Source organism: Bacillus sp. ES1-5 (assembly GCF_022487605.1).
Lineage (GTDB): Bacteria > Bacillota > Bacilli > Bacillales > Bacillaceae_G > Bacillus_A > Bacillus_A wiedmannii.
In genome coordinates this window covers 62615-84943 of record NZ_JAKVPU010000007.1, presented here as the reverse complement: position 1 = coordinate 84943, position 22329 = coordinate 62615, and the positions used below count along the sequence as shown (strand labels likewise).

Sequence of the window (22329 nt, the reverse complement as noted above, 5' to 3'; positions counted from 1 at the left end):
ATACATTTTGCTAAGAACAAGGTACATAAAACCAACACCTCCCAACCATACTAAAAAAATGTGTTGGAGGTGAATGTTATGAATAAAAAAGACTTTGAAAAAGTTTATAATGATTACTTACATCAAGGAGAAGGACAAGCTCAATTGGAAGTAGACCATGAAGTCAATTCAGGAGCAGAACAAATTGTTGCCGTTCGTAAAAATGATGATGGTGATTTAATAGCGTTTAAAACAAGTAGCGGGAGAGAGTTAGATTATATGATTGCTCTTAGTGAAGCAAAATCAGGGAAGTTAGCTCATGTAGACGTATTTCATAAGTATGGTAGAGATATTTTACGTAGTGAACCTGATGGAATAAAGGATAATAACTTAGATAATTTACCTTCATTTTAAAAGGGTAAACCTCAAGAAGAGAATGTTCATTTCGATATTCTCTTCTTTGTTTTGCGAAGTTTTCCTTGCAAATAGAATGTTCATTTTTAAAGTGCGATCATACTTTTAAAGAGCACTCTAAATTTCTCTTTATCTTCTGCTGTAAATGGTTTTGGTCCCTTTGTACGCTTACCGCTTTTTCGAACCATTGCACTTAAATACCGTGTTTGTAACAATTGTTCAATGTTATCATTCGTATACTTATAGCCTTTATGGTGTAGCACGATACAGCCTTTTGCTAAAGCGAGTGAAGCAAGACCGTAATCTTGGGTTACGATTAAATCTTCTCTTTTTGCTAACTGCATAATGCGGTAATCTGCAGCATCTGCTCCAGAATCAACATAAATTGTTTCTACACCTTTTGGCTGATCCGCATTAGAATAATGAGAAAAACTAGTAACGAGGGTTACAGGGATTTCAACATTCGTAGCTTCTAAAATAATTACATCTTTTACAGGACAAGCATCTGCATCAACGTAAATTTTCATTTTTATCACTCCTAAAAATAGGTTCGAGTTGATGATAATGGTAGATTTTTCTTTTGTCAAACGAGAAAGCTTAATTAAATTTATTTTTCACAAATCAATATAGCCTCACGCAAACGAGAAATACCTTCCTCAATTTGATCAATATCCACTTTTCCATAAGATAAACGAATATAACCATCTTTCGCGCCGAAAATACTCCCAGGCATAAATGCAATTTCTTGTTTTAAACTTTGCATAATAAGTTGTTTTTCGTTTATCGGTTCTTTTAATTTTCCCCATATGTATATACCGCCGGTCGGGTTTGAAAAAGAGATTTTATCGTGAAGTTGCTCGTTTAGGGCCCGAACGATAACATCTCTTTTTTCTGCTAGTTGTTTTCGTAACGGTACGATATGAGACTGAAATGGTACAGTTTCGAAAAATTGTTGCATAAGCCACTGCGGGAAAATACTCATACCTAATTCCATTTGGTGACGCGCATCTGATAATCGTTCGACTACAGACTGCGGGGCGACAAGCCAGCCAACTCGTAAGCCTGGTGCAATCATTTTAGATAAGGAATGTACATAAATGACTGTCCCATTTTCATCAATTGATTTTAAAGTAGGGCAAGGTTGTTTCTTTTCTAGCGTAAGTAAACTGGACGGATCATCTTCAACAATTGCAATTCGTAAGTCTGCGCAAAGTGATAATAGTTTTTTTCTACGGTTTGGATGAAGCATCGTTCCAGTAGGGTTTTGGAAATTTGGATTTAAAAAAATCATTTTAATACGGTGTTTTCTATATAACTCTTGTACATCATCTGGATTAATACCGTGTTCATCGACAGGTAACGGGAAAATACGAATACCTGCTGATTGGAATAACGGTAAGGAATAACAGTGTGAAGGACTTTCGAAAGCAACTGCATCACCTGGATTCAATAAACATTGAACGATAAGATGAAGTGCTTGCTGTGCGCCAGATGTAATCATTATGGATTGTTCAGTCGCTTCAACTTTTAAATATTCTTTCATATATTTTACGACCGCTTGTCTTAGCGGGAGATAGCCTTGCGGATGATCATAACTTAATGAATGCGTTAACGGTTGTTCTCGTAAAATTGTCTGTAGTTGATCGTGAGGATAAAGGTTACAACCGAGCTCGCCGTTTGCGAAATCAATGATATTTTCATTTTGTTGTACTTCTGCCCGAATATGGCGAAGTAACGGTAAGTTTGGTAAAAAAGTACCACCTTCTACGAAATTTCTCCAATTCGGAGTTAATGTTGGAGAAACGCCCCACATATGTGTACTTACACGTGTCCCTTTACCAGTCGTACTTTCCACAATCCCCATAGCACGTAGTTCATTATAAGCAGTCGTTACCGTACTTCGGTTTACATTTAACTGCGTAGCTAATTTCCGTTCGGAAGGGAGGAAGCTTCCAGGAGGAAGTTCTCCGTATGTAATACGTTTCTCAATAAAGTCAACTACTTGCTGATAAATAGGGATTTTACTGTCGTTATCTAGCTTCCATTCCATACAAACGCCTCCGTATCTCTTATATACATTAAGTATAACAAATTGGCTGGGTAAAAAAACAGCCAATTGGACGGTGATATATCCAGCCAATTTTACTATGCTAAATATGGAAGGGGAGATTCGGATGAAACGATGGCAAATGGAATGGCTCCTAGTATCAGTAGCATTAGTATGGGGAGCAAATTATACAATTGGAAAGTATGGTGTGGCATATATGTCATCCATTCAATTTAATAGTTTACGATTTTTAGTAGCATCTCCGGTATTATTACTTATTACATTTTTAATGGAACGCTCATTACGTATTGAAAGAAAAGATTGGTTACGATTAGTAGCAGTCGGTATCGTTGGAACGGCAATGTATCAAACGATGTTTATGCTATCTGTGAAATATACTTCAGCAACGAACGCCTCATTATTAATTGCGATGTCACCTATATTTACAGGGATATTAGCAGTATTGCACAAACAAGAACGTTTTTCGATGAAAGTACAAATTGGTTCAATAATAGCGTTTATTGGTGCAGCATTCGTTTTATTAACAGGACATACAGGAGGAGCTACTTACGAATATGCGTGGCTCGGAAATGTAATTGGATTAGTCGCAGCAATTGCGTGGGGATGGTATCCAATATTAGCGCAACCTCTTATTACAAAATACTCCGCAATGAGAGTGACTTCATGGTCTACTTTAATTGGAATTGTACCACTTGTTATATACTGTTTATTCAACGTAAACTCTTTAACATGGCCAGTAGATACGCCAAGCTGGGGTTCACTAGCATATTCAATCATCTTTGCGACCATCTTCGGACTAGCAATGTGGTATGTCGGTATTAGTCAAATAGGCTCAACGAAAGTAATGGTTTATATGTATCTCGTACCATTGTTCGCAGTTATCTTTGCGGCAGTTACAATTGGAGAGCAAATTAATATGATGCAGCTCGTTGGCGGTCTTATTATCTTTATCGGTTTATATGTTGTAAAAAAAGGCGGAATCAAAAAGCCTGCACTCAATTTGAAAAAAGTAAGTTAGTAGTAAAAATGATCTCTTTCATATAGAAGGAGATCATTTTTTATTTTGTAATAAAAGCGCGTGTTCAACGGCCCATTTTTGATGGTCGTGAATGAGAAGCTCTACAGCATGCAATGGAGACATCCACCTTAAAACATGATCATCCTCACAGTTTTCAATTTGTTTCTGCACCATGTTCGCAATATAAAAGAACCCGTCATTTAAATAATATATATCTTCCTTTTCTGCATAAAAATATCGAGCCGCATTACCGATATATTGATCAATTTCAATTGCCCATCCTAATTCCTCTAGTAGTTCACGGTGCAAACACTCTTCTTTTGTTTCATTACCTTCCATACCACCACCAGGTAAAAAGTAACGGTCTCCTTTTTGGATAACAGCAATCATTGAAGAAGATGAATGGAAAATAACTGCATAACAACTAGGTCTTAATACATAATGAACGGTACGCTTTTTCGAGCCAAACGTAAGTTTTGAAATCATAAAACACGACTTTTCTCTATAAAATACATAAAAGGGATATTAAGGTGAATACAGAGTGATATAAGTATAATCTTAATAGATTGGAGTGGTAACAACATGATAAATCGAAAATGTTCAAGATGTAAAGAAATAACGGGTACAATACATGGGGGTAAAAAAATAAAGGAAGAATTTTTGTGTGAAGATTGTCTGCAAAAAGGAATTGCAAGCGGGGAAATCGAATTATCACAAGTGGAAGAAAAACAAACTTCTTAACTTTCTATAAAAATATTAAAAATAATGAGTGTGATTTATTTAATAGGATCTATTTTAATGACTTTTTCAACTGGTCCATTTATACATAATTTAGGATTTGATGAAATATCCATTTCAGGATCAGAATTAGGGTTAATAAGTTTTGTTATGCTAGGTTCTCTATTCCAGTCTGTTCTTGTATTTTGCGGGATATGGATATTCATCCTATTAGTAGAAACAGTCATTAAAATTTATGAAAAAATGAAGTGAGTGAGAGGGAGAGATTTATGCGAGTAAGGAACATACAAGGGGAAGATTATGGAAAGGTTCATTCCGTATTAAATGATTGGTGGGGCGGGAGAGACATGACTGGCATGTTGCCAAAATTGTTCTTCGTTCATTTTCAAGAAACGAGTTTTATCATTGAAGAAGAGGGAGAAACGTTAGGTTTTTTATGTGGATTCTTTTCGCAAACGCATAAAGAGGAAGCGTACGTTCATTTTATCGGAGTAAATCCGAAGTATAGAAGAAGAGGAATTGCATCGACATTGTATTCTTATTTCTTTGATGTCGCTCGTGCAAACAACCGTAAAGTTGTAAAAGCAATCACATCACCAGTTAATAAAAAATCGATACAGTTTCATAGGGAAATCGGTTTTCGAATTGAGGCTGGGGATGATGAGATAGAGGGTGTATCGGTACATACAAATTATGACGGGAACGGCGGTAGTAGAGTTTTATTTTTGAAAAATGTGTAAAAGTAGGCTAGCACAAAGTTAGCCTTTTTGTTGTGAGGAGCTAGAAGTATGGAGAGTAAACAAAGTAGAAATGAATACTTACGACGCATTTATAAAGTGCAAGATTATATAGAATCACACATAAATGATTCACTTTCAATTGAAGAGTTAGCGGATGTAGCAGGATTTTCAAAGTTTCATTTTCATCGGATTTTTAAGGGGATAGTAGACGAGCCATTATCACGGTATGTAAACCGATTAAAGTTAGAAAGGGCAACAAATCTACTTACATATCGCACAGATATGACGATTACGGATATCGCTTACCATTTTGGCTTTACAGATTCAGCAGTTTTCTCTCGAACATTTAAAAGTCATTACGGAATAAGTCCATCTCAATATCGAAACGACAATAGCAAGAATTGCAAAGACGTAAGTGAACCTTCTCAATACAATGAATGTAAGAAGGTTCGAGGAAATGTTGAAATTGTAACAGCGGACGATAGAAATGTCGCATACATAAGACATATCGGTACATATGAAGAGTTAACGATAGCTTTTCCGAAAATGATAGAGAAATTATTTCATTACGCAGCGGAGGAAAACTGTCATGTATTTGAGGGTACGAAAGTATTAACCATTTACCACGATCATCATGAATTTACTGAGGACAATCATTTAAGAACTAGTTTATGTATAACAATTCCGAATGGGTCCGCAGTAGAAGCGAGTGACATTGGAATAATGGTAATACCTTCTGGAAAGTATGTGGTAGGTCATTTTGAAATATTCCAAGATGAATATAAAGGAGCATGGGATTTTTTATACGGTGAGTGGCTTCCAAATAGCGGATATAAGCCGAGAGATGCGTATCCTTTTGAAATGTATAAAAATGACCCAAGGCAGCACCCGGAAAATAAACATATAGTTGATATATATGTACCTATCGAACCTTTTTAATGATAGATTGAGGGGGAAGAAGGATGAAAACCGCTGAAAAGTTAGATTCCATTATAAAAGAAGACTATAAAAATATAAACGGTATGTTAGTAATGCAGAAAGGTAATATTATTTTTGAAAAATATTATAAAGGCCAAGGTCCAGATGATGCATTTCATGTAGCATCTGTCACAAAAACGATTATTTCTGCGTTAATTGGGATATGTGTAGATAAAGGCTATATAAAAAGTGTTGATCAAAAAGTAATAGAGTTTTTCCCTGAATATAAACGTAAGGCATCTGAAGTAACAGTGCGACACTTACTTACAATGACAGCACCATATCCTTTTGTAGACTGGCAGGAACCGTTAGAAGAACTATGTACGCAACGAGATTGGGTTCAATATACGTTAAATAGGATAGGAAAAGGCGGAGAAATGGGGACTTTTAAATATTCATCTGCAGGAGCTCATCTATTATCAACAATCATAACGAGCGCAACAGGAAAAAGTGCACGTGATTTTGCGAATGAGTACTTATTTCAACTACTCGGCATGAGAGAAATTCCAAACTACAATATGAAAGCATTTGGATTTGATGACTTATTCGGAAAAGACGTAAAGGGATGGGTTCACGATCCAAATGGTATTTCGACGGGCGGCTGGGGACTAACGTTAACAGTTAAAGATATGGCTAAGTTTGGAAAGCTTTATTTGAATGAAGGTATTTATAATGGAAAACAAATATTAGCAAAATCATGGATAAAAGAATCGACAACAATGAACCAAAATCAATACGGTTACTTATGGTGGTTACGAGAAGAGGATGGAATTTTTTCATACTGTGCAATGGGCGATGGTGGGAATGTGATTTGTTGTATTCCAGAGAAGGAATTGGTGGTGGTGATTGCTTCTGAGGTTATACGAAATGCAGAGGATAGATGGAAGTTAATTAAAGAGTGCATACTTCCTTATTTAAAAGATTAATATGGTTATTTTTATAAAAATAAGAATGAAAGGTTTAGTTAAACTTGTTTTGTTCTCTACGATAGAAAAAAGTGTTGTATTAACCAAGTTGTGCAACTAAGATTATAAAACTTCAACACCTATTCAATCATCGAATAGGTGTTGAAGTACTTTATAATCTATTAAAGCTGCTTTCAACTAAAAGAAGAAACATCTTTTTTCTTAGCTGTTTAACTATTTTTTAACTTTGTGATGTATAAGATACATCGTGCCCAGCACAATTGCTAGTAAGGTAAATTTAATTAATTCTATTAGGCTGGCATCCCACTTGTTTTGGGCTACATCTGTCAAATAAAATACATTAAACATACCATGTAAAATAGCGGGTGATATTACAGAACCACCATATTCTCTCGTGTACGTCAAAAATATAGATAATATAAATAACAAAGAGAGATAACTTAATGTTCCTACAAGCTGAAACTCATAATTTTTATAAAAAATTGCTATTGGTAAATGCCATGAAGACCAAAGCGAAGCTATAATAATAGCTGTTTGCATGAATGAATATTTTTTTCGTAAATAGTAATGAAAATTCCCTCGCCATATAATCTCTTCTAATAATGCAGATAACGATCCAATTGTAAGACCAACGAGTAAGAGAACTCCTAATTCATTCCAATGATGATATAAGAACTTTATATTATAAATATAAAAATAAAAATGGAGACATAGTCCTAGAAGTAGTGGAAATAATATGGAGAAAATTAGTGTTTTTATTTTGGGACGTGAAAATCCAAATGTGTGAACTAATTTTTGTTTTTTAAATAATCTTTGATATAAAATAACAGCTAAAAGTGGAACAACCATCGTAAATCCTAAATAGTTACGACCATTTTCTATGTTCAGTAAGAAGATATAAATAAGCGATGTGAGAAGATAAATACATAATGTTGAATGATAAATTATGTTTCTATTAATATTTTTCACCTACCTAAGTATGTATAAGTGATTAATCAAATATCCGATATTTTAATTATATATGAAATGGAAATCAACAGAATGAATATTTCCATCTAATTGTTTCTGAAGAGAGAAAAAGTATCGAAATTATATCTGTTGAACTTGTAGAAAAAAGTTCAACCATTCTCGTAACTTTTCACAACAAAAAATCGTTTAACAAAAGAAAGGATTTTCAATCACGAATGGGGGAGAACTATGAAGATATTAATTCTAGGTGGTACACGATTTTTAGGAAGAGCTTTCGTAGAAGAGGCTTTACAGAGAGGGCATGAAGTCACGTTATTTAATCGCGGAACAAATAAAGAAATTTTTCCCGAAGTAGAGCAGTTATTCGGTGACAGAAATAATGATGTATCAAGTTTAGAAAATCGAAAATGGGATGTTGTCGTGGATACATGTGGTTTTTCTCCGCATCACATTAGAAATGTTGGAGAAGTACTTAAAGATAATATTGAACACTATATATTCATCTCAAGCCTTTCCGTATATAAAGATTGGATTCCGCTTCACATAAAAGAAGACTATATATTACAACCTGAACCAACGAGTGATCAGATAATGGCTGTAGAGAATGGTGAAATATCTCCTTATGAGCATTATGGTGCGCTTAAAGTATTATGCGAAAAAGAAGCAGAGAAATATTGGCCGGGGCGTGTTTTACACGTAAGAGCAGGACTGCTTTCAGGAATGTTTGATTATACAGATCGACTTCCATACTGGATTCAGCGTGTAGCAAAGGGAGGAGAAGTGTTAGTTTCAGGAAGAAAAGACCGTCCAGTGCAGATAGTTGATATAAAAGATGTCGCGAGCTTTGGACTCAACATGGCAGAAAATAATAAAGCAGGTACATTCAATATAACAGGTCCGAATGATGAATTGACGATGGAAGAACTATTAAATACGTGTAAAAAGGTTACGGAAAGCGATGCTGAATTCGTTTGGGTAGATGAATTGTTTATGAATGAACATAAGGTGCAGCCTTGGACAGAGATGCCTTTATGGCTTCCTGAAACTTTTTCACTTGAAGGTGAAACGAAACCGTGGAAAGGTGGTTTTTCTATTAGTATTGAGAGTGCTGTTAAAGAAGGACTTACTTTTAGAAGGTTAGAACATACAGTTACAGATGTATACGAGTGGATGAAGAGTGTGGACGAATGGGAATTAAAAGCAGGTATTTCAATTGAAAGAGAAAAAGAGCTGCTAGATAAATGGAATGAAACAAAGAGTGTGTAAATAAGAATTCTATGAAAACAGGACTCTGTCTATTGATTAAACAGAGTCCTAATATTTATCTACAACTCTATCGGTTCTTCCCCATATATTTCCCATAACCTAGGAAACATCTTTTTCAAACCTTCTTCGTCATCTTCAGTGCAGTCAAACTCAATATCTATATCGTCGAATTTTTCATTAGACAAGACGTGATATAGCGTAAAGTATGTATCATCTTCGTCACCAGTCTTCTCCATATATACTTCTTGTCCGAAATATAGCGTAAGTTCTTCGATTTCAGGAACATCATCCTCACTCAAATTTTCTAATACAGAAATTAACCGTTCTGGATCTTCAATACACGTTTCGTATGTTTCTTATAATAACCATCCGCGGAAGTAATCAAAACAATCATCTGAACAGCCGCCTAAAATAATGTAGGCGGCTGCCCATAGGCGAGACGTATAGGAAGTTTTTAATATATGATGCATATGCGTATCAAAAGCAACAATTTCGTGTACTGTACGTTTAGCGAGATGAGGAGTAAGCCATTCTATTTGTTCTTCTTGGTCTTCACCTTTCATTTTTGCGCAATTAAGCAGTTCCAAAAATTCTTCTTCTGTTATCGTTTTTTCTTTTATATTACAAAGTTGTACATATCAGCGATGGATACATTTTACCATAGATGAACAAATTCGGTTATAGGGTATGATTGTCAGATAATACTAATTTTATCTTTACAATATACAGAAAATTCGGTAATGTAATTGATGGAATTATAAAGCGATTCAAGGGGAGGAAGAAAGATGAAAAAGTTATTAGCAGTATTTTTCGCACTAGCATTAGCATTTACGGCTATTGGTTCTACACCAGCTATGGCAGCGGGGAATTCTGATGCAAGAATTGTATCTTATGTCGGAGTACTACAAAACTATATTTATGGTAAAAAGCCACTATTCAATAGTCCAAGTGATCCAACAATAGTAGGATATGTAGCTAATCAATATGTAACAATAAAGCAACCATGGTTTATTGTTAATACATCTTTAGGGGAAAAATGGATGGGATTCAATCAATCGGAAGTTTCACTATGGCGTGATTTTGATGCCGGTGCGGGACGTTTATATGTATCAGGAAAAGTGGCTATACGCAATGATCCGGGCTCTCAACCAGTAGGTTATGTTGCTAATCAAAACGTTACAGTAAAACAAGCTTGGTATTTAATTAATACATCTTTAGGACAAAAATGGATAGGTTATAATTTGTAAAAGAAGCGCTCATTATGAGTGCTTTTTTTATTTGTATATATAAGTCTAGTTGTAATGTTGTTACTATGAAAATTACAAAGTTGTACATATCAGCGATGGATACATTTTACCATAGATGAACAAATTCAGTTATAGGATAGGATTGTAAATTTTTACAAGATGAACATTTACAATATAAAGAATTGGGATATCTTTTCTGGTTAACTTTTTTTTGTTTTAAAACCACCTTTAGTGATTTGTTTTCGTTTACCTGTGAGTGGATCTTTGCCGACATCCATAGTAAAAGACCACTTCTCACCACGTTTACGAAAGTATGCCATGATTTTCACCTCGTCATAATCGTTTTCTAGATACAAGTTGTGATATGTGGTAGTGGTATAAGAAATGATAGCATGTAAGACTAATTTCTGTAAAAGGAATAAATTGAAATTTATACACTAATACTTATATCTCTATCGCTTAGTAGAAATGATGTTATCTGAATAGCAAAAATAGAAGGAGATGAAAAAAGTGGAATTACATAATCAACCATCATTTGTAATCTCAGCACCAGGCCTTTCACTACCTAAAAAAACTGACCAAGGATCAACGGCTTTTGATTGGACGGGCAGCCTTGATCAAGAGCAAATAAGAGCTAAAAAAGCGAAACCAAGCACTAGCGGTCGACTACCAGGGGGATATATAAGTTCCCCTAATTTTAATCATAGCCCTTTTATCAAAACGTTACCGGAGAACGGGCATGGGCGGTAAGAATCCGCAAGAAGGACGAAAAGACCAAATATATGTATATATTCAGCCGCGATACGTAAGTGTCGTGGCTTATGTGTTTCTTATTGAATATAGTATTTTCTCTACTAGATTCATAAGTGACATAAAGGAATTTATAAAAAAGGTTACTTCTCATTAACTTTGGATACAAGAATACAGTAATGAAGTCATTTTTCGAATATTACTTTAAAATTTAGATAAAAAGATAGTATTACTTTTGATTAATTTTAAATGTCTAAATAGAGGGTGAATGCTAGTGTTTAAAATTACACAACAGGACCAAAAGGATTTTTAAAAAAATCTGCTTTATAAAAAAAGATAAGAAATTTGTTGAATTTATCGTAGATAGTTATGTACATACCAAGGAGTTTTCTAATGATACTGATAGTTTATCTAATAAGGATAAATTAATGGAGTTAGAAAAGAATGAATTAAAGTATGTGAAAGCAAGAATAGAAAGTTTATCTGAGTACCATGATCCACTTAAAATGGATTCAATGATTCTACCAGCTGATACGGTTTTATTTTCTGTTCTTGCCACTGGGTTTTTCGTTAATGCAAAGATGATTAATGGATCCGCTGATTCTATGCAGATTAGTGGATTTACCGTAACGGGTTTCTGGATTTTTACAATCATAACTTTTATTCTTTTCGTATTGAGACCTGGGAAAAAAAAAGCATAGTAAGATTATTTTCTTTAGTAAACTGGTTGACATATGTATTGAAGAGAAAGAACAGGAAGAGCAGGAAAAGAGAAGAAAGAGCAAGAACAGAAAGAGCAAGAAAAACAGCGAAAAGAAAGTGGTTATAAACTAGTACGTTTATACCTTGAAAAACTAGTTAAGCAAGAAGAAATGAAGGAAGTAAAAAGAAGCAGAAGAAAAAGATATAGAAAAAGATGATTCAGTAAAAAGCACCCATTTAGATGCTTTTTCTTTTACACGAAAGAAGCTCGAACGCGAGGTGGCAGGTGAAATGTAGATGGCGAGACAACGTAGTCCAGACCGTGATAAAGCATTCGAAATATACAAAGTAAGTAATGGTGAGAAGCCACTTGTTGAGATTGCAAAGGAATTAAACTTAAAGCCATCTCAAATTAGAAAGTGGAAATCACAAGATAAATGGGACGAACAATTAAAAGGTAACGTTACTATTGCGAAAAGGAGCGTTACCAATGTAAAAAATCCCAAGACAAAAGCCAAGTTAAAAAAGATGCTAGATGATGAAGAGCTGACGGAACAAGAACGGCTCTTTTGTTTGTATTACGTGAAGTATTTTAACGGTACACAAGCGGCATTGAAAGCCGGTTATGCCAAGAGTAGCGCGCATGTTACGAGTAGCAGGTTACTGAGAAGAGAACGTGTAGCATCGTACATCCGAGAGCTTAAAGGTGAAATGGTTGAAAACATCTTTGTGGAAGCGATGGATGAAGAGAAGTTAAAAAAATATGAAGAACTTACGCAAATTTATAAACAGAAGCATAACGGGAAAATGCCAGTGATTCATTTCTTTACAGTAATCAAATACAGGGAAAAGAAACTGGAAGAGTTAGCAGCTAAGTATGATGTTTTTGTGAAGGTTTATGTAATAGAAGAGATATAAAAAAAGTGCTAACAAGTTTGCAAACGAACTTGCTAACACGTATACAAAATAGACATAAAATATCGCTGATATGTTATTTGAAAAAACAGTAATAATTTAGTACTTATAATGAACCACTATATATTATAATAGAAATCGTAAAACATATCGTTTTACAAAAGTAAATGTATTCGGAGGAGAAAACGGTGAAGGGGACTAAAAAAGAAATACATATAGATGATAAAATAATTCGTTATACACATATCGAAAAAGGTTCTAGTAGGGTTTGCTTTATGTTCTCAGGTTCAGGATATAATTATGATAAGCCGTTATTCTATTATGCAACGATGTTAATGCTAGAAAACAAAATTGATGTTGTACATATTCACTATTCCTACGACGAACAAGTAATGAATAAACCAATGGAAGAAATAACGAAAGTAATGATGGATGATATTAATCCTGTAATGAAGGAAGTATTAAAAGGTGAGCAATACAATCATACGATGTTTTTAGGGAAGTCACTCGGAACAATACCGATTGCAAATGATGTAATGAAGAGAGAAGAGTTTTTACAGTCAAAAATGATATTAATGACACCGTTACTGACGTTTGATACGATTTTTGATTCTGTCTTACATAGTAATCATAAAGGGCTTTTAGTAATTGGAGATAAAGATCACCAATACAATGCAGATCAAATTGATCAATTACATAAAACGAATTTACAGATTGAAGTTGTCAAAAATGCAAATCATTCTGTAAATGTTGGAGAACATGAAACCGAGAATTCAATTGAAGCGATAGCGAAAATAATAGGAAAACTTAAAGAAGTTGTTAGGACAAACTAACTTATCAATACATGCAAAAAGAGGTGCAATTTGCACCTCTTTTTTATTTAATAAGCCTTCAACACATGAAGCAAATAATCCTTACGATTCAGCGGATTATAATCAACACGTTTTCGAGTAGGGAAGGGAGCCTTCAGTTTTGTAAAACCATCTGGTTTTGTTGTAAAGATGCCTTCACCTTCTGTAAATGAATGGAGCATTCGCTTAAAATGCTCTGTTTTCGCAACAGGTAATGATCCAGTTAGCTGGTAAGAATCATTATTGAATATAGGCTCTGCAAAAGTTGCTGGAATAGCAGCAAGTTTATACATTGCGGTACTAATTGCGTGCTCCGGTACAGTCAATTCAAACTCGTTTACTGGTTCATATACACATGTCTTAGCTTGCTTTAAAGCATCCATTAATACGAGTGGTGTTAAGTTTCTAAAGTCACTCGCTGTAGTGACAGGACTAGCATAACCTGTATGTGTTAACGTGATGATCATGTCCGTAACTTCCCATCCGTACAAACCTTGTTTTAACGTTTGAAATACTGTATCTTCAATCGCTTTATGAAATGCTAAAGGTAATGAGCCGAGCTCAACACCTAAGTTATACGTTATGCCAGAATTCAGTTCACCAAGTTCCACTTTGAAGCCAATTGTTGCGTAAAACGGATTCGCTTTTTCACCCATTACTTCAACGCTACTACCTACACTAATTGGTTTCTCAATACATACAACCCGCGTATTTGAGAAAGTAACCTGCAAATTATATTTCTCAAAAAGTGTTGTTGCAATTACTTCTTTTTGCACTTCACCGAAAAGGTGAATGTATAGTTCATTATGAACATTGTCTTTCCAAACTTTAATGAGAGGATCTTCTTCGCATAGCTCCATAAGTGCAGCGTATAAATCATGAATTCGCTCTTTAGGCACTGCTTCAATAGCAGCTTCCATTTGTGGTTCGGCAAAGTGAATATCCTTTATATAATCCGTCCGCTTACCGATAATATCACCAATTTTGATATTCGTAAGTCCCCATACTTTGCAAAACTCTCCGCTTTGAACAGTAGAAGATTGAACGGCATCTCCATTATGAAACATGCACATTTTTTTAATCTTTTCCTTATGTGGTAGAGACTCTCCACGCAGTATATCAACATATTTTCTAACGTGTAAACAACCAGAAAATAGTCTTACGTAAGCAATCTTTTCGCCAGAAGATTCACGTTCAATTTTAAAAACAACACCGGATAATGTTTCATCTTGTGCCGATTTAGTAGCTGGAATTAAGGCTGAAATATTTTTAAGTAATTCAGTTACTCCTATACCTGTCATTGCTGAACCAAAAAAGATAGGAAACACATTTGCTTGCTGTATTTGCTTTTCTAGTTCTTTTCTTAAAAGTGCGTCCGGTACGATTTCGTTATTTACATATGAGGTGAGTAATGATTCATTATAGGGTGCTAACAGTTCCACGCAATTGTCATATGATTTGTATTCAAGAATACAAGCTTCTTTCGTTCCTTCGTTTAAGACAGAGTAGAAGGGGAATGCTTCATTTGAAAGAATCTCTTTTATTTGTTTAATAACTTTTTCAGTATTTGCGCCACTACGATCTATTTTATTAACAAATAGTATAGTCGGTATGTTTAGTTTCTGTAATGTCTGCATTAAAATTTTCGTTTGTGCCTGCACACCTTCAACAGCAGAAATAACTAAGATTGCACCGTCTAAAACGCGGAATGATCGCTCCACTTCAGCGATAAAATCAGCGTGTCCAGGTGTATCTATGACATTTACTTTTAAGTCATTTATAAAGAAAGAAACGACAGAGGCCTTAATTGTAATTCCGCGTTGTCTTTCTAATTCCATTGAGTCGGTTTGCGTGCTTCCACTATCAACCCGGCCAACCTCTTTAATCACATTCGTTTCATAAAGAATACGCTCAGTCAAACTCGTCTTGCCAGCGTCTACGTGCGCGACAATCCCTATATTTATTGTTGTCATATATAAATATCCTCATTTCATTTTCCATTTTCATTTCCTCATTTCTATTTGTGTATTGCCGCATTACAATCACTCTCCAGTCATTTGAATTATTACTATTATAATGTAATTTACATTTTTTGTAACGCGACAAAGCGCCTTAATTTGGAAAAAATAAAAATGAAAACAAAATGCTTGCATTCTAAATCGATATAGATTATATTAATTGACATATCAACTATTGATGCATCAAATGTTTTTTGTATTGGATGTAAAGGAGGGGTAATTTGACAAGTTCATGCTCAAAAGAAGCAATTATTTTATATAAATTACACTTTCTAAATAAAGAAGTAAGTTCGAAATTTGAAGGGTGTACGGGTATGAGTCAATCTAGACTAGAACTTATACTTCAGTTATATGAAGTAGGTGAAATTAGCCAAAAAGCACTTCAGCAAGAAGTGAATATTGATAATGCCGCGATTACGAGGCATTTAAAACAGTTGGAAGCAAACGGAATGATTACAAGACGTAAAAATCCAGATGATAACAGAATTACGTTAGTTTCTCTTACAGAAGAGGGACGAAATAAAATTCAAGTGTATCAAGAGGAAAAAGAGCGTTTCGCTACTTCGGCATTTAAAGGATTAAGTGAAGAAGAACGCGACAATCTTTTAACGATGTTAGACCGCATTCAAGAAAATATAAAAGAACTTTAAAAAAGGGAGAATACAACTATGACTAACTCAGTAAAAACAAATGATTTTAACGAAATTTTAACAGGACGCCGTTCAATCCGTAAGTACGATCCTTCAGTGAAAATTAGTAAAGAAGAAATGGCAGAAATTCTTACAGAAGCAACACTTGCACCATCTTCTGTAAACATGCAACCATGGAGATTTTTAGTGATTGAAAGTGACGAAGCGAAAGCAACACTTGCGCCACTTGCGAAATTCAATCAATCACAAGTAGAAACATCTTCAGCGATGATCGCTTTATTTGGTGATTTAAACAACTTTGATAACGCAGAAGAAATTTACGGTACAGCAGTAGAGCGTGGTTTAATGCCAGCAGAAGTAAAAGAAGATCAAATGAAAAAACTTTCAGGTTACTTCTCAATGGTTACACCAGAAGTAATGAAAGACACAGTACTAATTGACGGTGGTCTTGTAGCAATGCAATTTATGCTAGCAGCTCGTGCACACGGTTATGATACTTGTCCAATTGGTGGATTTGAAAAAGACCAAATCGCAGAAGCATTCGGATTAGATAAAGAACGCTACGTACCAGTTATGTTAATTTCAATCGGAAAAGCTGCTGACAGTGGTTACCAATCAGTACGTCTTCCAGTTGAAAAAGTTGCTGAGTGGAAGTAATTTCAAAGAAATAAGTGGAATATGAGAGGGGAAATACTATGATTATTATTCACGCAATATTTCAAGTAGATCCAGCGAAACAACAATCATTTTTAGAAGAAGTTCAGCCATTACTTCATGGTTCAAGAGAAGAAAGTGGAAATATTTCTTATGACTTATATAAGGATACAGAAAAAGAAAATGTTTATACGATGGTAGAAGTATGGAAAGATGAAGCGGCAGTTGCGAGTCATAATACAAGTGAACACTTCACATCTTTCGTTAGTAAAGTAAAACAGTTTTTAACTGCTCCTCTAGATATAAAAGCTTATAATGGAGAGTTAGTAAAATAATATGGTGAAAAAGATATCCTAAGCGTTTGCTATGGGTATCTTTTTTTATTTTGAAAGGAATATATTTACTTCTACTACGATGTGTTATAATTTGGAAATAAATAATTCTTAATTTTCAGAATAAATAAAGGTGGGAGATACATATATGAGTACATTAAAGAAGATTACTAACAATATTTCAAAGGTTATTATAGGAAAAGATGAAGCGATTGAACTTGTAGCTATAGCTCTCATAGCAAGAGGACATATTCTATTAGAGGATGTACCTGGGACGGGGAAAACAACATTAGCGAAAAGTTTGGCTAAAAGTGTAGACGCTAAATTTCAAAGGATTCAATTCACAGCGGATACTTTGCCTGGAGATGTTATTGGTCTCGAATATTTTGATGTGAAGGAATCGGAATTTAAAAAGAGGTTAGGTCCTATTTTTGCAAATATAGTATTAGTGGATGAAATTAATCGAGCTGTACCGAGAACGCAATCTTCGTTATTGGAAGTGATGGAAGAACGTACTGTTACGATTGCGAAACAGACACATTCATTACCAGAACCTTTTTTAGTAATTGCAACGCAAAATCCTCTTGAATCGGCTGGTACATTTCCTTTACCTGATGCTCAACTAGACCGTTTTTTACTAACTATACGTCAAGGCTATCCTACGAGAGAAGCAGAAAAGGAGATGATGAATCGTTTTCAAACGAATGATCCGTTAGAAACGTTACATTCAATTATTTCAACTGAAGAAATTATTACAGTGCAAAAACGTGCAAGAGAAGTGTTAGTAGGGAATGATGTGCAAGATTATCTACTTGAAATTATTGAGGCAACGCGTAAACATGAGTTAATTGAAATTGGTGTAAGCCCGCGGGGGACGTTGGCATTTATGAGAGCGATTCAAGCACGGGCAATATTAAATGAAAGGGATTATTGTACGCCAGATGATATTAAGACACTCGCTGCATCCGTTTGTGCTCACCGTTTAACGTTAACGATTGAAGGGGAGATGAAAACGACGAAAGAACAAATCATGAAAGAAATTCTTCATACGATTAATGTGCCAGTGGAGAATGTACGATGAATCAACAACTTGTGTATACACCTTTAGCGGAGCCTTTCGTAATAGGGGTTATGTCAGTTGTAGCCGTTATTTTATGTGTATTTTCAAGTAATCTACTCATATTATCTCTCGTATTTTTGTATGTAATTTTAATAGGTGCTATGTATGTATACATACGTAAAGTATCTCGTGTTGAATGGGAATACAGTCAGGGGAATTCAAATGTTTTTATAGGTGAAACGAATATGTGCAAAATTAACGTTTCAAACAAGTCGATATTTCCTATTCTTAATATCGTATTTCGATTTAAATGTGAAAATAAGCTAACTTGGAATCATGATGAAATAAACAAAAATCATAGTACAGGTTCAAATTATTATATGAATTTTAATTTAAAAGGAAGAGAGTCAGTTTCATTTGATTTGCAAGCTGTAGCGTTAAAAAGAGGAATTGCGAAATGGGAAGAAGTTGAAATTGTTATTACTGATCTCTTTGGATTCATAACGAACCATATAACATATAAACAAGTTGATACGCCCTCCTATTTAGTCTTACCAGCTGTGCCGAAAATACAAGTGCCTGAATTACAAGAATGGTCACGGGGATTTCGAAAAGCGATGTCTTCACCGCTATATGATGAAACGAAAGTAATGGGAGTGAAGTCTTATGAAAATGAAGATTTTCGTTCTATCCACTGGAGTGCAACAGCGAAAACAGGGACGATAACTGCGAAAAAGTATGAGCGAACGCAATCAGATAAATACGCGATTTATCTCAACTTGCAAAACAAAAGTGGTGTTTCTTTGCGAAATGATACAGAGGAACTAATCGAATTAACGGCAGGCATATGTAAACAGCTGCTCATGCAAAACTGTTCATTTGAAGTATGGATCAATAGTGTAAAAGATAACGGTTTGCTTCATATAAAAAATGGGGATAGCCGGAAACATTTGCAAAATGTATTAAAGGTACTCGCCTCAATATCGGATCAGGATACGCCTGTATCTTCTTCTTATTTTTACACAGCAGGCTTTCGTCGTAAGGAACTAGATGCAGTTCCATTAATTCTTGGTACTTCTCCAAGGAAATACAGCAGAACGAATAAATGGGTCGTAATTAAAGAATAAGAAGGGGTTTACGTCATGGCTAATAAAGAGCGACATATGAAAGTGAAAACTTGGAGTATTAGAGTTTTCATCATACTTTTCTTTACGGTTAGTGCGATAACGTTATCACAAGTTGTTGTGCATGTGCAAGAAATAGTAAAAGAACGTTTTTCCAGTAAGACTAAGATAATATCGGAAAGAAATTATGATTTTACTGGTATAAACGAACAGTTTGATGAGCCTGAAAGAATTATAGATGAAGAAACAGGAGTTGTAGACACCAGAACGAAAATAGATAGGAAAATCCCGCTTTTCAAACAGGGGAATTCATGGAATGATGTGTTTTCTGTTCTTTCAAATGCATGGATTAGTGTCGTTTTTTATGTAATTATTGTAGTGGTCATTCTATATGTTTTTTATAAATTAATGAGGAAAAAGGTAACGAAATCAGAAATAGAACAGGATAAACAATCGATAACAAAAGAAAATACGGATAGAACCGAAAAGAACAAGAAAGTGATGCATCAGTTTGAACAGCGGTTACCTAAAGATACGATAAGGAAAACGTTAGTTGAATGGGAAAGAACTTTACCATTTCACGAACAGAGAAGGCCCTATGAAACGATGCAACAATGGTTAAGCAGAATTTGTAGAACGAGGGATATTATTCCGATATATGAGTCTGTCCGATATGGAGAAAAGGCGTATACGGAGTTAGATGTAGAGAAGACTGTACGATGGATAGAGCGAGACGGGAAAGCGTGACATTAATATAAGTAAATGAAATTAACTGTAAATTAATTTCATTTACTTATATTTAATTACATGGTAATGTATACTTACTTTTTTATATCTCTACCAATGGAAAAGATTTCCTTAGTAGAGTATTGCACGTTAAATTTATATGAGTTTATCTTCGCTTCATCAATATAGAATGAAAAAGAAATGAATTAATTACGGGTATCATGTAAAAAAATATAATTTATATTTAAATTTTTGTAAGGGTGTGAAAATAGAATGAAACCGGTATTGAAAAACATACTCCTTTCCTTTATTTTTTCTACAGCAGGGATGTGTTGGTTTCTGTTTATGTTAGTTAGAGGAGGCGGAGACTGGTTATTGTCTTGGATAGGTGTATTAATGGCCTTTTTATCTTTATACACGTTAATAGATTTATATTGTAAGTATACATACGATAAAAAATTAAGTAAATTGTTTATCAAAGCAACAATTACTACCTTTAGTTTTGCAGTATTGGGAATCACATTTGGTATTGTACACGAGCTATTACAGCCATGGAGTCTCAGTTTAATGGTTTGGTATTGGTTGTTAGTGTTACTTATATTTGTAACGACCATAATATTATTAGTTTTTGTATTATTTGTTAATCGTAAAAATTATAATATCCCTGGGAGATATAGAATACTTATACTGTTTAATCTATTTCTTACGTTAGCACCAGTGCTGTGGCCATTACTACTTACTATTATCGGAAATGGCATGAACGCTAGTGCAGGATGGTAAAAGTGAATGAACTAAAAAGTTGATATAGGGCTTTAAATATGTAAGAGAACGTGTTTTGATAAATTGAAAACAGGTTCTTTTTTTATTTTCATACATTACTTTTTCTCATCTGGTCGTCTAATTTTGAAAGTAAGTATTTCGTAAGGAATGGATAAGAAAAAAGAGAGTTTTATCATATAGGATGAAAGTATAGCTTGAATCAATATGATATGAATAGAGGAGAGAGAACCTTATGAAAAAATGTAATTCCATTAAGTTAGCGAGTTTGGCAGTTTTATTGGCGGGTACTACTCTGTTCACACCAGGTTTTACTGTGAAAGCGGAGTCTACTCAAAATATTTCTAATTCGTCACAAGTGCATGATCAAAAGAATCAGAATGGCTGGAAACAAGTAATGCAGGAATCAGTACAGCTTGGAACACCAGGGGTATTAGCGAAAACGTCTAATAACGGAAAAACTAATAGTTATACTGCTGGCGTGGCGGATTTAAGTACAAAGAAACCAATAAAATCAGATTATCGCTTTCGGATTGGTAGTGTGACGAAAACTTTTACTGCTACGACTGTACTTCAATTAGTAGGAGAAAATCGTGTGCAACTTGACGATCCAATTGAAAAGTGGCTACCAGGCCTCATCCAAGGAAACGGGTATGATGGCAATCAAATTACGATACGTCAACTTTTGAATCATACGAGTGGCATAGCTGAATATTTAAAGTCAAAAGACGCTGACATAATGAATTCGAAAAAAACGTATACAGCAGAAGAAATAGTAAAAATAGGACTTTCTCTACCATCTGATTTTTCGCCAGGTAAGGGGTGGCTGTATTCAAACACAGGATACGTCATACTAGGAATGCTTATTGAAAAAATAACGGGTAATAGTTATGCAGAAGAAATTGAGAAGCGAATTATTGAGCCTTTGGATCTATCGAATACGTTTTTACCAGGAAATTCACCCGTAATCCCTGGAAAGAATCATGCTCGTGGGTATATGAAAATTGACGAAACAAGTGAGTTGAAAGACATGACGTATTATAATCCGAGTTTAGCAAACGCAGCTGGAGATATGATTTCTAATGCGGACGATTTAAATAAGTTCTTTTCATCCTTACTCGGTGGTAAGTTATTGAAAGAACGTGAGCTGAAAGAAATGCTTACTACCGTTCCTATAGAAGGAAAAGGTCTTGGTGATGGATATGGCCTTGGGATCTATGAGACTAAACTTCCAAACGGTGTTTCAGTTTGGGGTCACGGAGGGGCAATTCCTGGATTTACAACTTTTGTTGGCGGAGTAATGGGAGGAAAACATACATTAGCTGCCAATATTAACTCTTTAGGTGTGATGGATGTTTTTACACAGTTTAATAAAATGATGCAAATTGAATTTCAGAAATAGATGAAAGGAAAGAGAATGGGATCCT

General features: G+C 34.7%; 23 protein-coding genes and 4 pseudogenes. 20 read left to right on the top strand and 7 right to left on the bottom strand.

From position 1 onward, the window contains the following. The first annotated feature begins 78 nt into the window (after positions 1 to 78). Entirely contained in the window at positions 79 to 393 is a 315-nt protein-coding gene (locus MKO96_RS21190; RefSeq protein WP_240588566.1) for a DUF3892 domain-containing protein, read from the top strand. A gap of 86 nt (positions 394 to 479) precedes the next feature. Here MKO96_RS21190 and MKO96_RS21185 read toward each other — a convergent pair whose 3' ends face one another. Then, complete coding sequence (locus MKO96_RS21185) at positions 480 to 920, bottom strand: YaiI/YqxD family protein (protein WP_240588565.1); 441 nt, start codon at positions 918 to 920, stop codon at positions 480 to 482. A gap of 80 nt (positions 921 to 1000) precedes the next feature. After that, positions 1001 to 2443, bottom strand: a complete 1443-nt coding sequence (pdxR, locus tag MKO96_RS21180; protein ID WP_240588564.1) for a MocR-like pyridoxine biosynthesis transcription factor PdxR — start codon at positions 2441 to 2443, stop codon at positions 1001 to 1003. Positions 2444 to 2567: 124 nt separating this feature from the next. Here pdxR and MKO96_RS21175 point away from each other — a divergent pair, with 124 nt between their 5' ends. Continuing rightward, on the top strand, positions 2568 to 3479 hold the full coding sequence (locus MKO96_RS21175) for a DMT family transporter (RefSeq protein ID WP_000832964.1): 912 nt from the start codon (positions 2568 to 2570) through the stop codon (positions 3477 to 3479). Positions 3480 to 3512: 33 nt separating this feature from the next. Here the strand turns inward: MKO96_RS21175 and MKO96_RS21170 are convergent, their stop codons facing one another. Continuing rightward, positions 3513 to 3965 (bottom strand): NUDIX hydrolase, encoded by a 453-nt coding sequence (locus tag MKO96_RS21170; RefSeq protein WP_240588563.1) that lies wholly within the window; start codon positions 3963 to 3965, stop codon positions 3513 to 3515. A gap of 96 nt (positions 3966 to 4061) precedes the next feature. Between MKO96_RS21170 and MKO96_RS21165 the strand changes: the two are divergent. The 4 genes and pseudogenes from MKO96_RS21165 to MKO96_RS21150 all read left to right on the top strand — a co-directional run bounded on the left by MKO96_RS21165 (position 4062) and on the right by MKO96_RS21150 (position 6861). After that, a pseudogene (locus tag MKO96_RS21165) lies at positions 4062 to 4469 on the top strand (DUF3980 domain-containing protein). Positions 4470 to 4486: 17 nt separating this feature from the next. Beyond that, positions 4487 to 4957, top strand: a complete 471-nt coding sequence (locus MKO96_RS21160) for a GNAT family N-acetyltransferase (RefSeq protein WP_240588562.1) — start codon at positions 4487 to 4489, stop codon at positions 4955 to 4957. 48 nt (positions 4958 to 5005) lie between these two features. Beyond that, on the top strand, positions 5006 to 5896 hold the full coding sequence (locus tag MKO96_RS21155; RefSeq protein WP_240588561.1) for an AraC family transcriptional regulator: 891 nt from the start codon (positions 5006 to 5008) through the stop codon (positions 5894 to 5896). A 23-nt stretch (positions 5897 to 5919) separates the two neighbouring features. Then, a complete protein-coding gene (locus tag MKO96_RS21150; RefSeq protein WP_240588560.1) occupies positions 5920 to 6861 on the top strand; it encodes a serine hydrolase domain-containing protein in 942 nt (313 codons plus the stop codon). 213 nt (positions 6862 to 7074) lie between these two features. Here MKO96_RS21150 and MKO96_RS21145 read toward each other — a convergent pair whose 3' ends face one another. Continuing rightward, positions 7075 to 7830 carry a CPBP family intramembrane glutamic endopeptidase gene (locus tag MKO96_RS21145; protein WP_240588559.1) on the bottom strand — a complete coding sequence of 252 codons (756 nt, stop codon included), beginning with the start codon at positions 7828 to 7830 and terminating at the stop codon, positions 7075 to 7077. A 228-nt stretch (positions 7831 to 8058) separates the two neighbouring features. On the opposite strand from MKO96_RS21145, the gene MKO96_RS21140 reads away from it, so the two are divergent. Next, positions 8059 to 9096 (top strand): SDR family oxidoreductase, encoded by a 1038-nt coding sequence (locus MKO96_RS21140; RefSeq protein WP_240588558.1) that lies wholly within the window; start codon positions 8059 to 8061, stop codon positions 9094 to 9096. Between the two features lie 59 nt (positions 9097 to 9155). Here MKO96_RS21140 and MKO96_RS21135 read toward each other — a convergent pair. Then, positions 9156 to 9716 (bottom strand): annotated as a pseudogene (locus MKO96_RS21135) (DUF4240 domain-containing protein); the annotation flags it as partial. A gap of 165 nt (positions 9717 to 9881) precedes the next feature. On the opposite strand from MKO96_RS21135, the gene MKO96_RS21130 reads away from it, so the two are divergent. Beyond that, positions 9882 to 10343 (top strand): hypothetical protein, encoded by a 462-nt coding sequence (locus MKO96_RS21130; RefSeq protein WP_240588557.1) that lies wholly within the window; start codon positions 9882 to 9884, stop codon positions 10341 to 10343. A gap of 203 nt (positions 10344 to 10546) precedes the next feature. Here the strand turns inward: MKO96_RS21130 and MKO96_RS21125 are convergent. Next, positions 10547 to 10663, bottom strand: a pseudogene (locus MKO96_RS21125) (Arm DNA-binding domain-containing protein); the annotation flags it as partial. A gap of 190 nt (positions 10664 to 10853) precedes the next feature. Between MKO96_RS21125 and MKO96_RS21120 the strand changes: the two are divergent. The 4 genes and pseudogenes from MKO96_RS21120 to MKO96_RS21105 all read left to right on the top strand — a co-directional run bounded on the left by MKO96_RS21120 (position 10854) and on the right by MKO96_RS21105 (position 13543). Further along, the gene (locus MKO96_RS21120) at positions 10854 to 11093 is read left to right on the top strand and encodes a hypothetical protein (protein ID WP_240588556.1); all 240 of its coding nucleotides are present in this window, start codon (positions 10854 to 10856) and stop codon (positions 11091 to 11093) included. A 274-nt stretch (positions 11094 to 11367) separates the two neighbouring features. Continuing rightward, a pseudogene (locus MKO96_RS29530) lies at positions 11368 to 12013 on the top strand (hypothetical protein). Between the two features lie 79 nt (positions 12014 to 12092). Beyond that, complete coding sequence (locus MKO96_RS21110) at positions 12093 to 12713, top strand: terminase small subunit (RefSeq protein ID WP_240588554.1); 621 nt, start codon at positions 12093 to 12095, stop codon at positions 12711 to 12713. A 164-nt stretch (positions 12714 to 12877) separates the two neighbouring features. Continuing rightward, a complete protein-coding gene (locus MKO96_RS21105) occupies positions 12878 to 13543 on the top strand; it encodes an alpha/beta family hydrolase (protein WP_240588553.1) in 666 nt (221 codons plus the stop codon). A 47-nt stretch (positions 13544 to 13590) separates the two neighbouring features. Here the strand turns inward: MKO96_RS21105 and MKO96_RS21100 are convergent, their stop codons facing one another. Then, positions 13591 to 15534 carry a GTP-binding protein gene (locus tag MKO96_RS21100; RefSeq protein ID WP_240588552.1) on the bottom strand — a complete coding sequence of 648 codons (1944 nt, stop codon included), beginning with the start codon at positions 15532 to 15534 and terminating at the stop codon, positions 13591 to 13593. Positions 15535 to 15800: 266 nt separating this feature from the next. Between MKO96_RS21100 and MKO96_RS21095 the strand changes: the two genes are divergently transcribed. From MKO96_RS21095 to MKO96_RS21060, 8 genes are all read left to right on the top strand, one after another. After that, complete coding sequence (locus MKO96_RS21095) at positions 15801 to 16229, top strand: MarR family winged helix-turn-helix transcriptional regulator (protein WP_128854227.1); 429 nt, start codon at positions 15801 to 15803, stop codon at positions 16227 to 16229. An 18-nt stretch (positions 16230 to 16247) separates the two neighbouring features. Further along, complete coding sequence (locus tag MKO96_RS21090) at positions 16248 to 16886, top strand: nitroreductase family protein (RefSeq protein WP_240588551.1); 639 nt, start codon at positions 16248 to 16250, stop codon at positions 16884 to 16886. Positions 16887 to 16924: 38 nt separating this feature from the next. Then, positions 16925 to 17218 carry a putative quinol monooxygenase gene (locus MKO96_RS21085; RefSeq protein WP_240588550.1) on the top strand — a complete coding sequence of 98 codons (294 nt, stop codon included), beginning with the start codon at positions 16925 to 16927 and terminating at the stop codon, positions 17216 to 17218. A gap of 145 nt (positions 17219 to 17363) precedes the next feature. Next, a complete protein-coding gene (locus tag MKO96_RS21080) occupies positions 17364 to 18296 on the top strand; it encodes an AAA family ATPase (RefSeq protein WP_240588549.1) in 933 nt (310 codons plus the stop codon). Beyond that, positions 18293 to 19402, top strand: a complete 1110-nt coding sequence (locus MKO96_RS21075) for a DUF58 domain-containing protein (protein WP_087981038.1) — start codon at positions 18293 to 18295, stop codon at positions 19400 to 19402. Before MKO96_RS21080 ends, MKO96_RS21075 begins: the two co-directional genes overlap by 4 nt. 15 nt (positions 19403 to 19417) lie before the next feature. Further along, positions 19418 to 20146, top strand: a complete 729-nt coding sequence (locus tag MKO96_RS21070) for a signal peptidase II (RefSeq protein WP_240588548.1) — start codon at positions 19418 to 19420, stop codon at positions 20144 to 20146. A gap of 252 nt (positions 20147 to 20398) precedes the next feature. Further along, positions 20399 to 20905: a DUF3902 family protein gene (locus MKO96_RS21065; RefSeq protein ID WP_240588547.1), complete on the top strand. Its 507-nt coding sequence runs from the start codon at positions 20399 to 20401 to the stop codon at positions 20903 to 20905. 232 nt (positions 20906 to 21137) lie between these two features. Further along, on the top strand, positions 21138 to 22304 hold the full coding sequence (locus MKO96_RS21060) for a serine hydrolase domain-containing protein (protein ID WP_240588546.1): 1167 nt from the start codon (positions 21138 to 21140) through the stop codon (positions 22302 to 22304). The last annotated feature ends 25 nt before the right edge of the window (positions 22305 to 22329 follow it).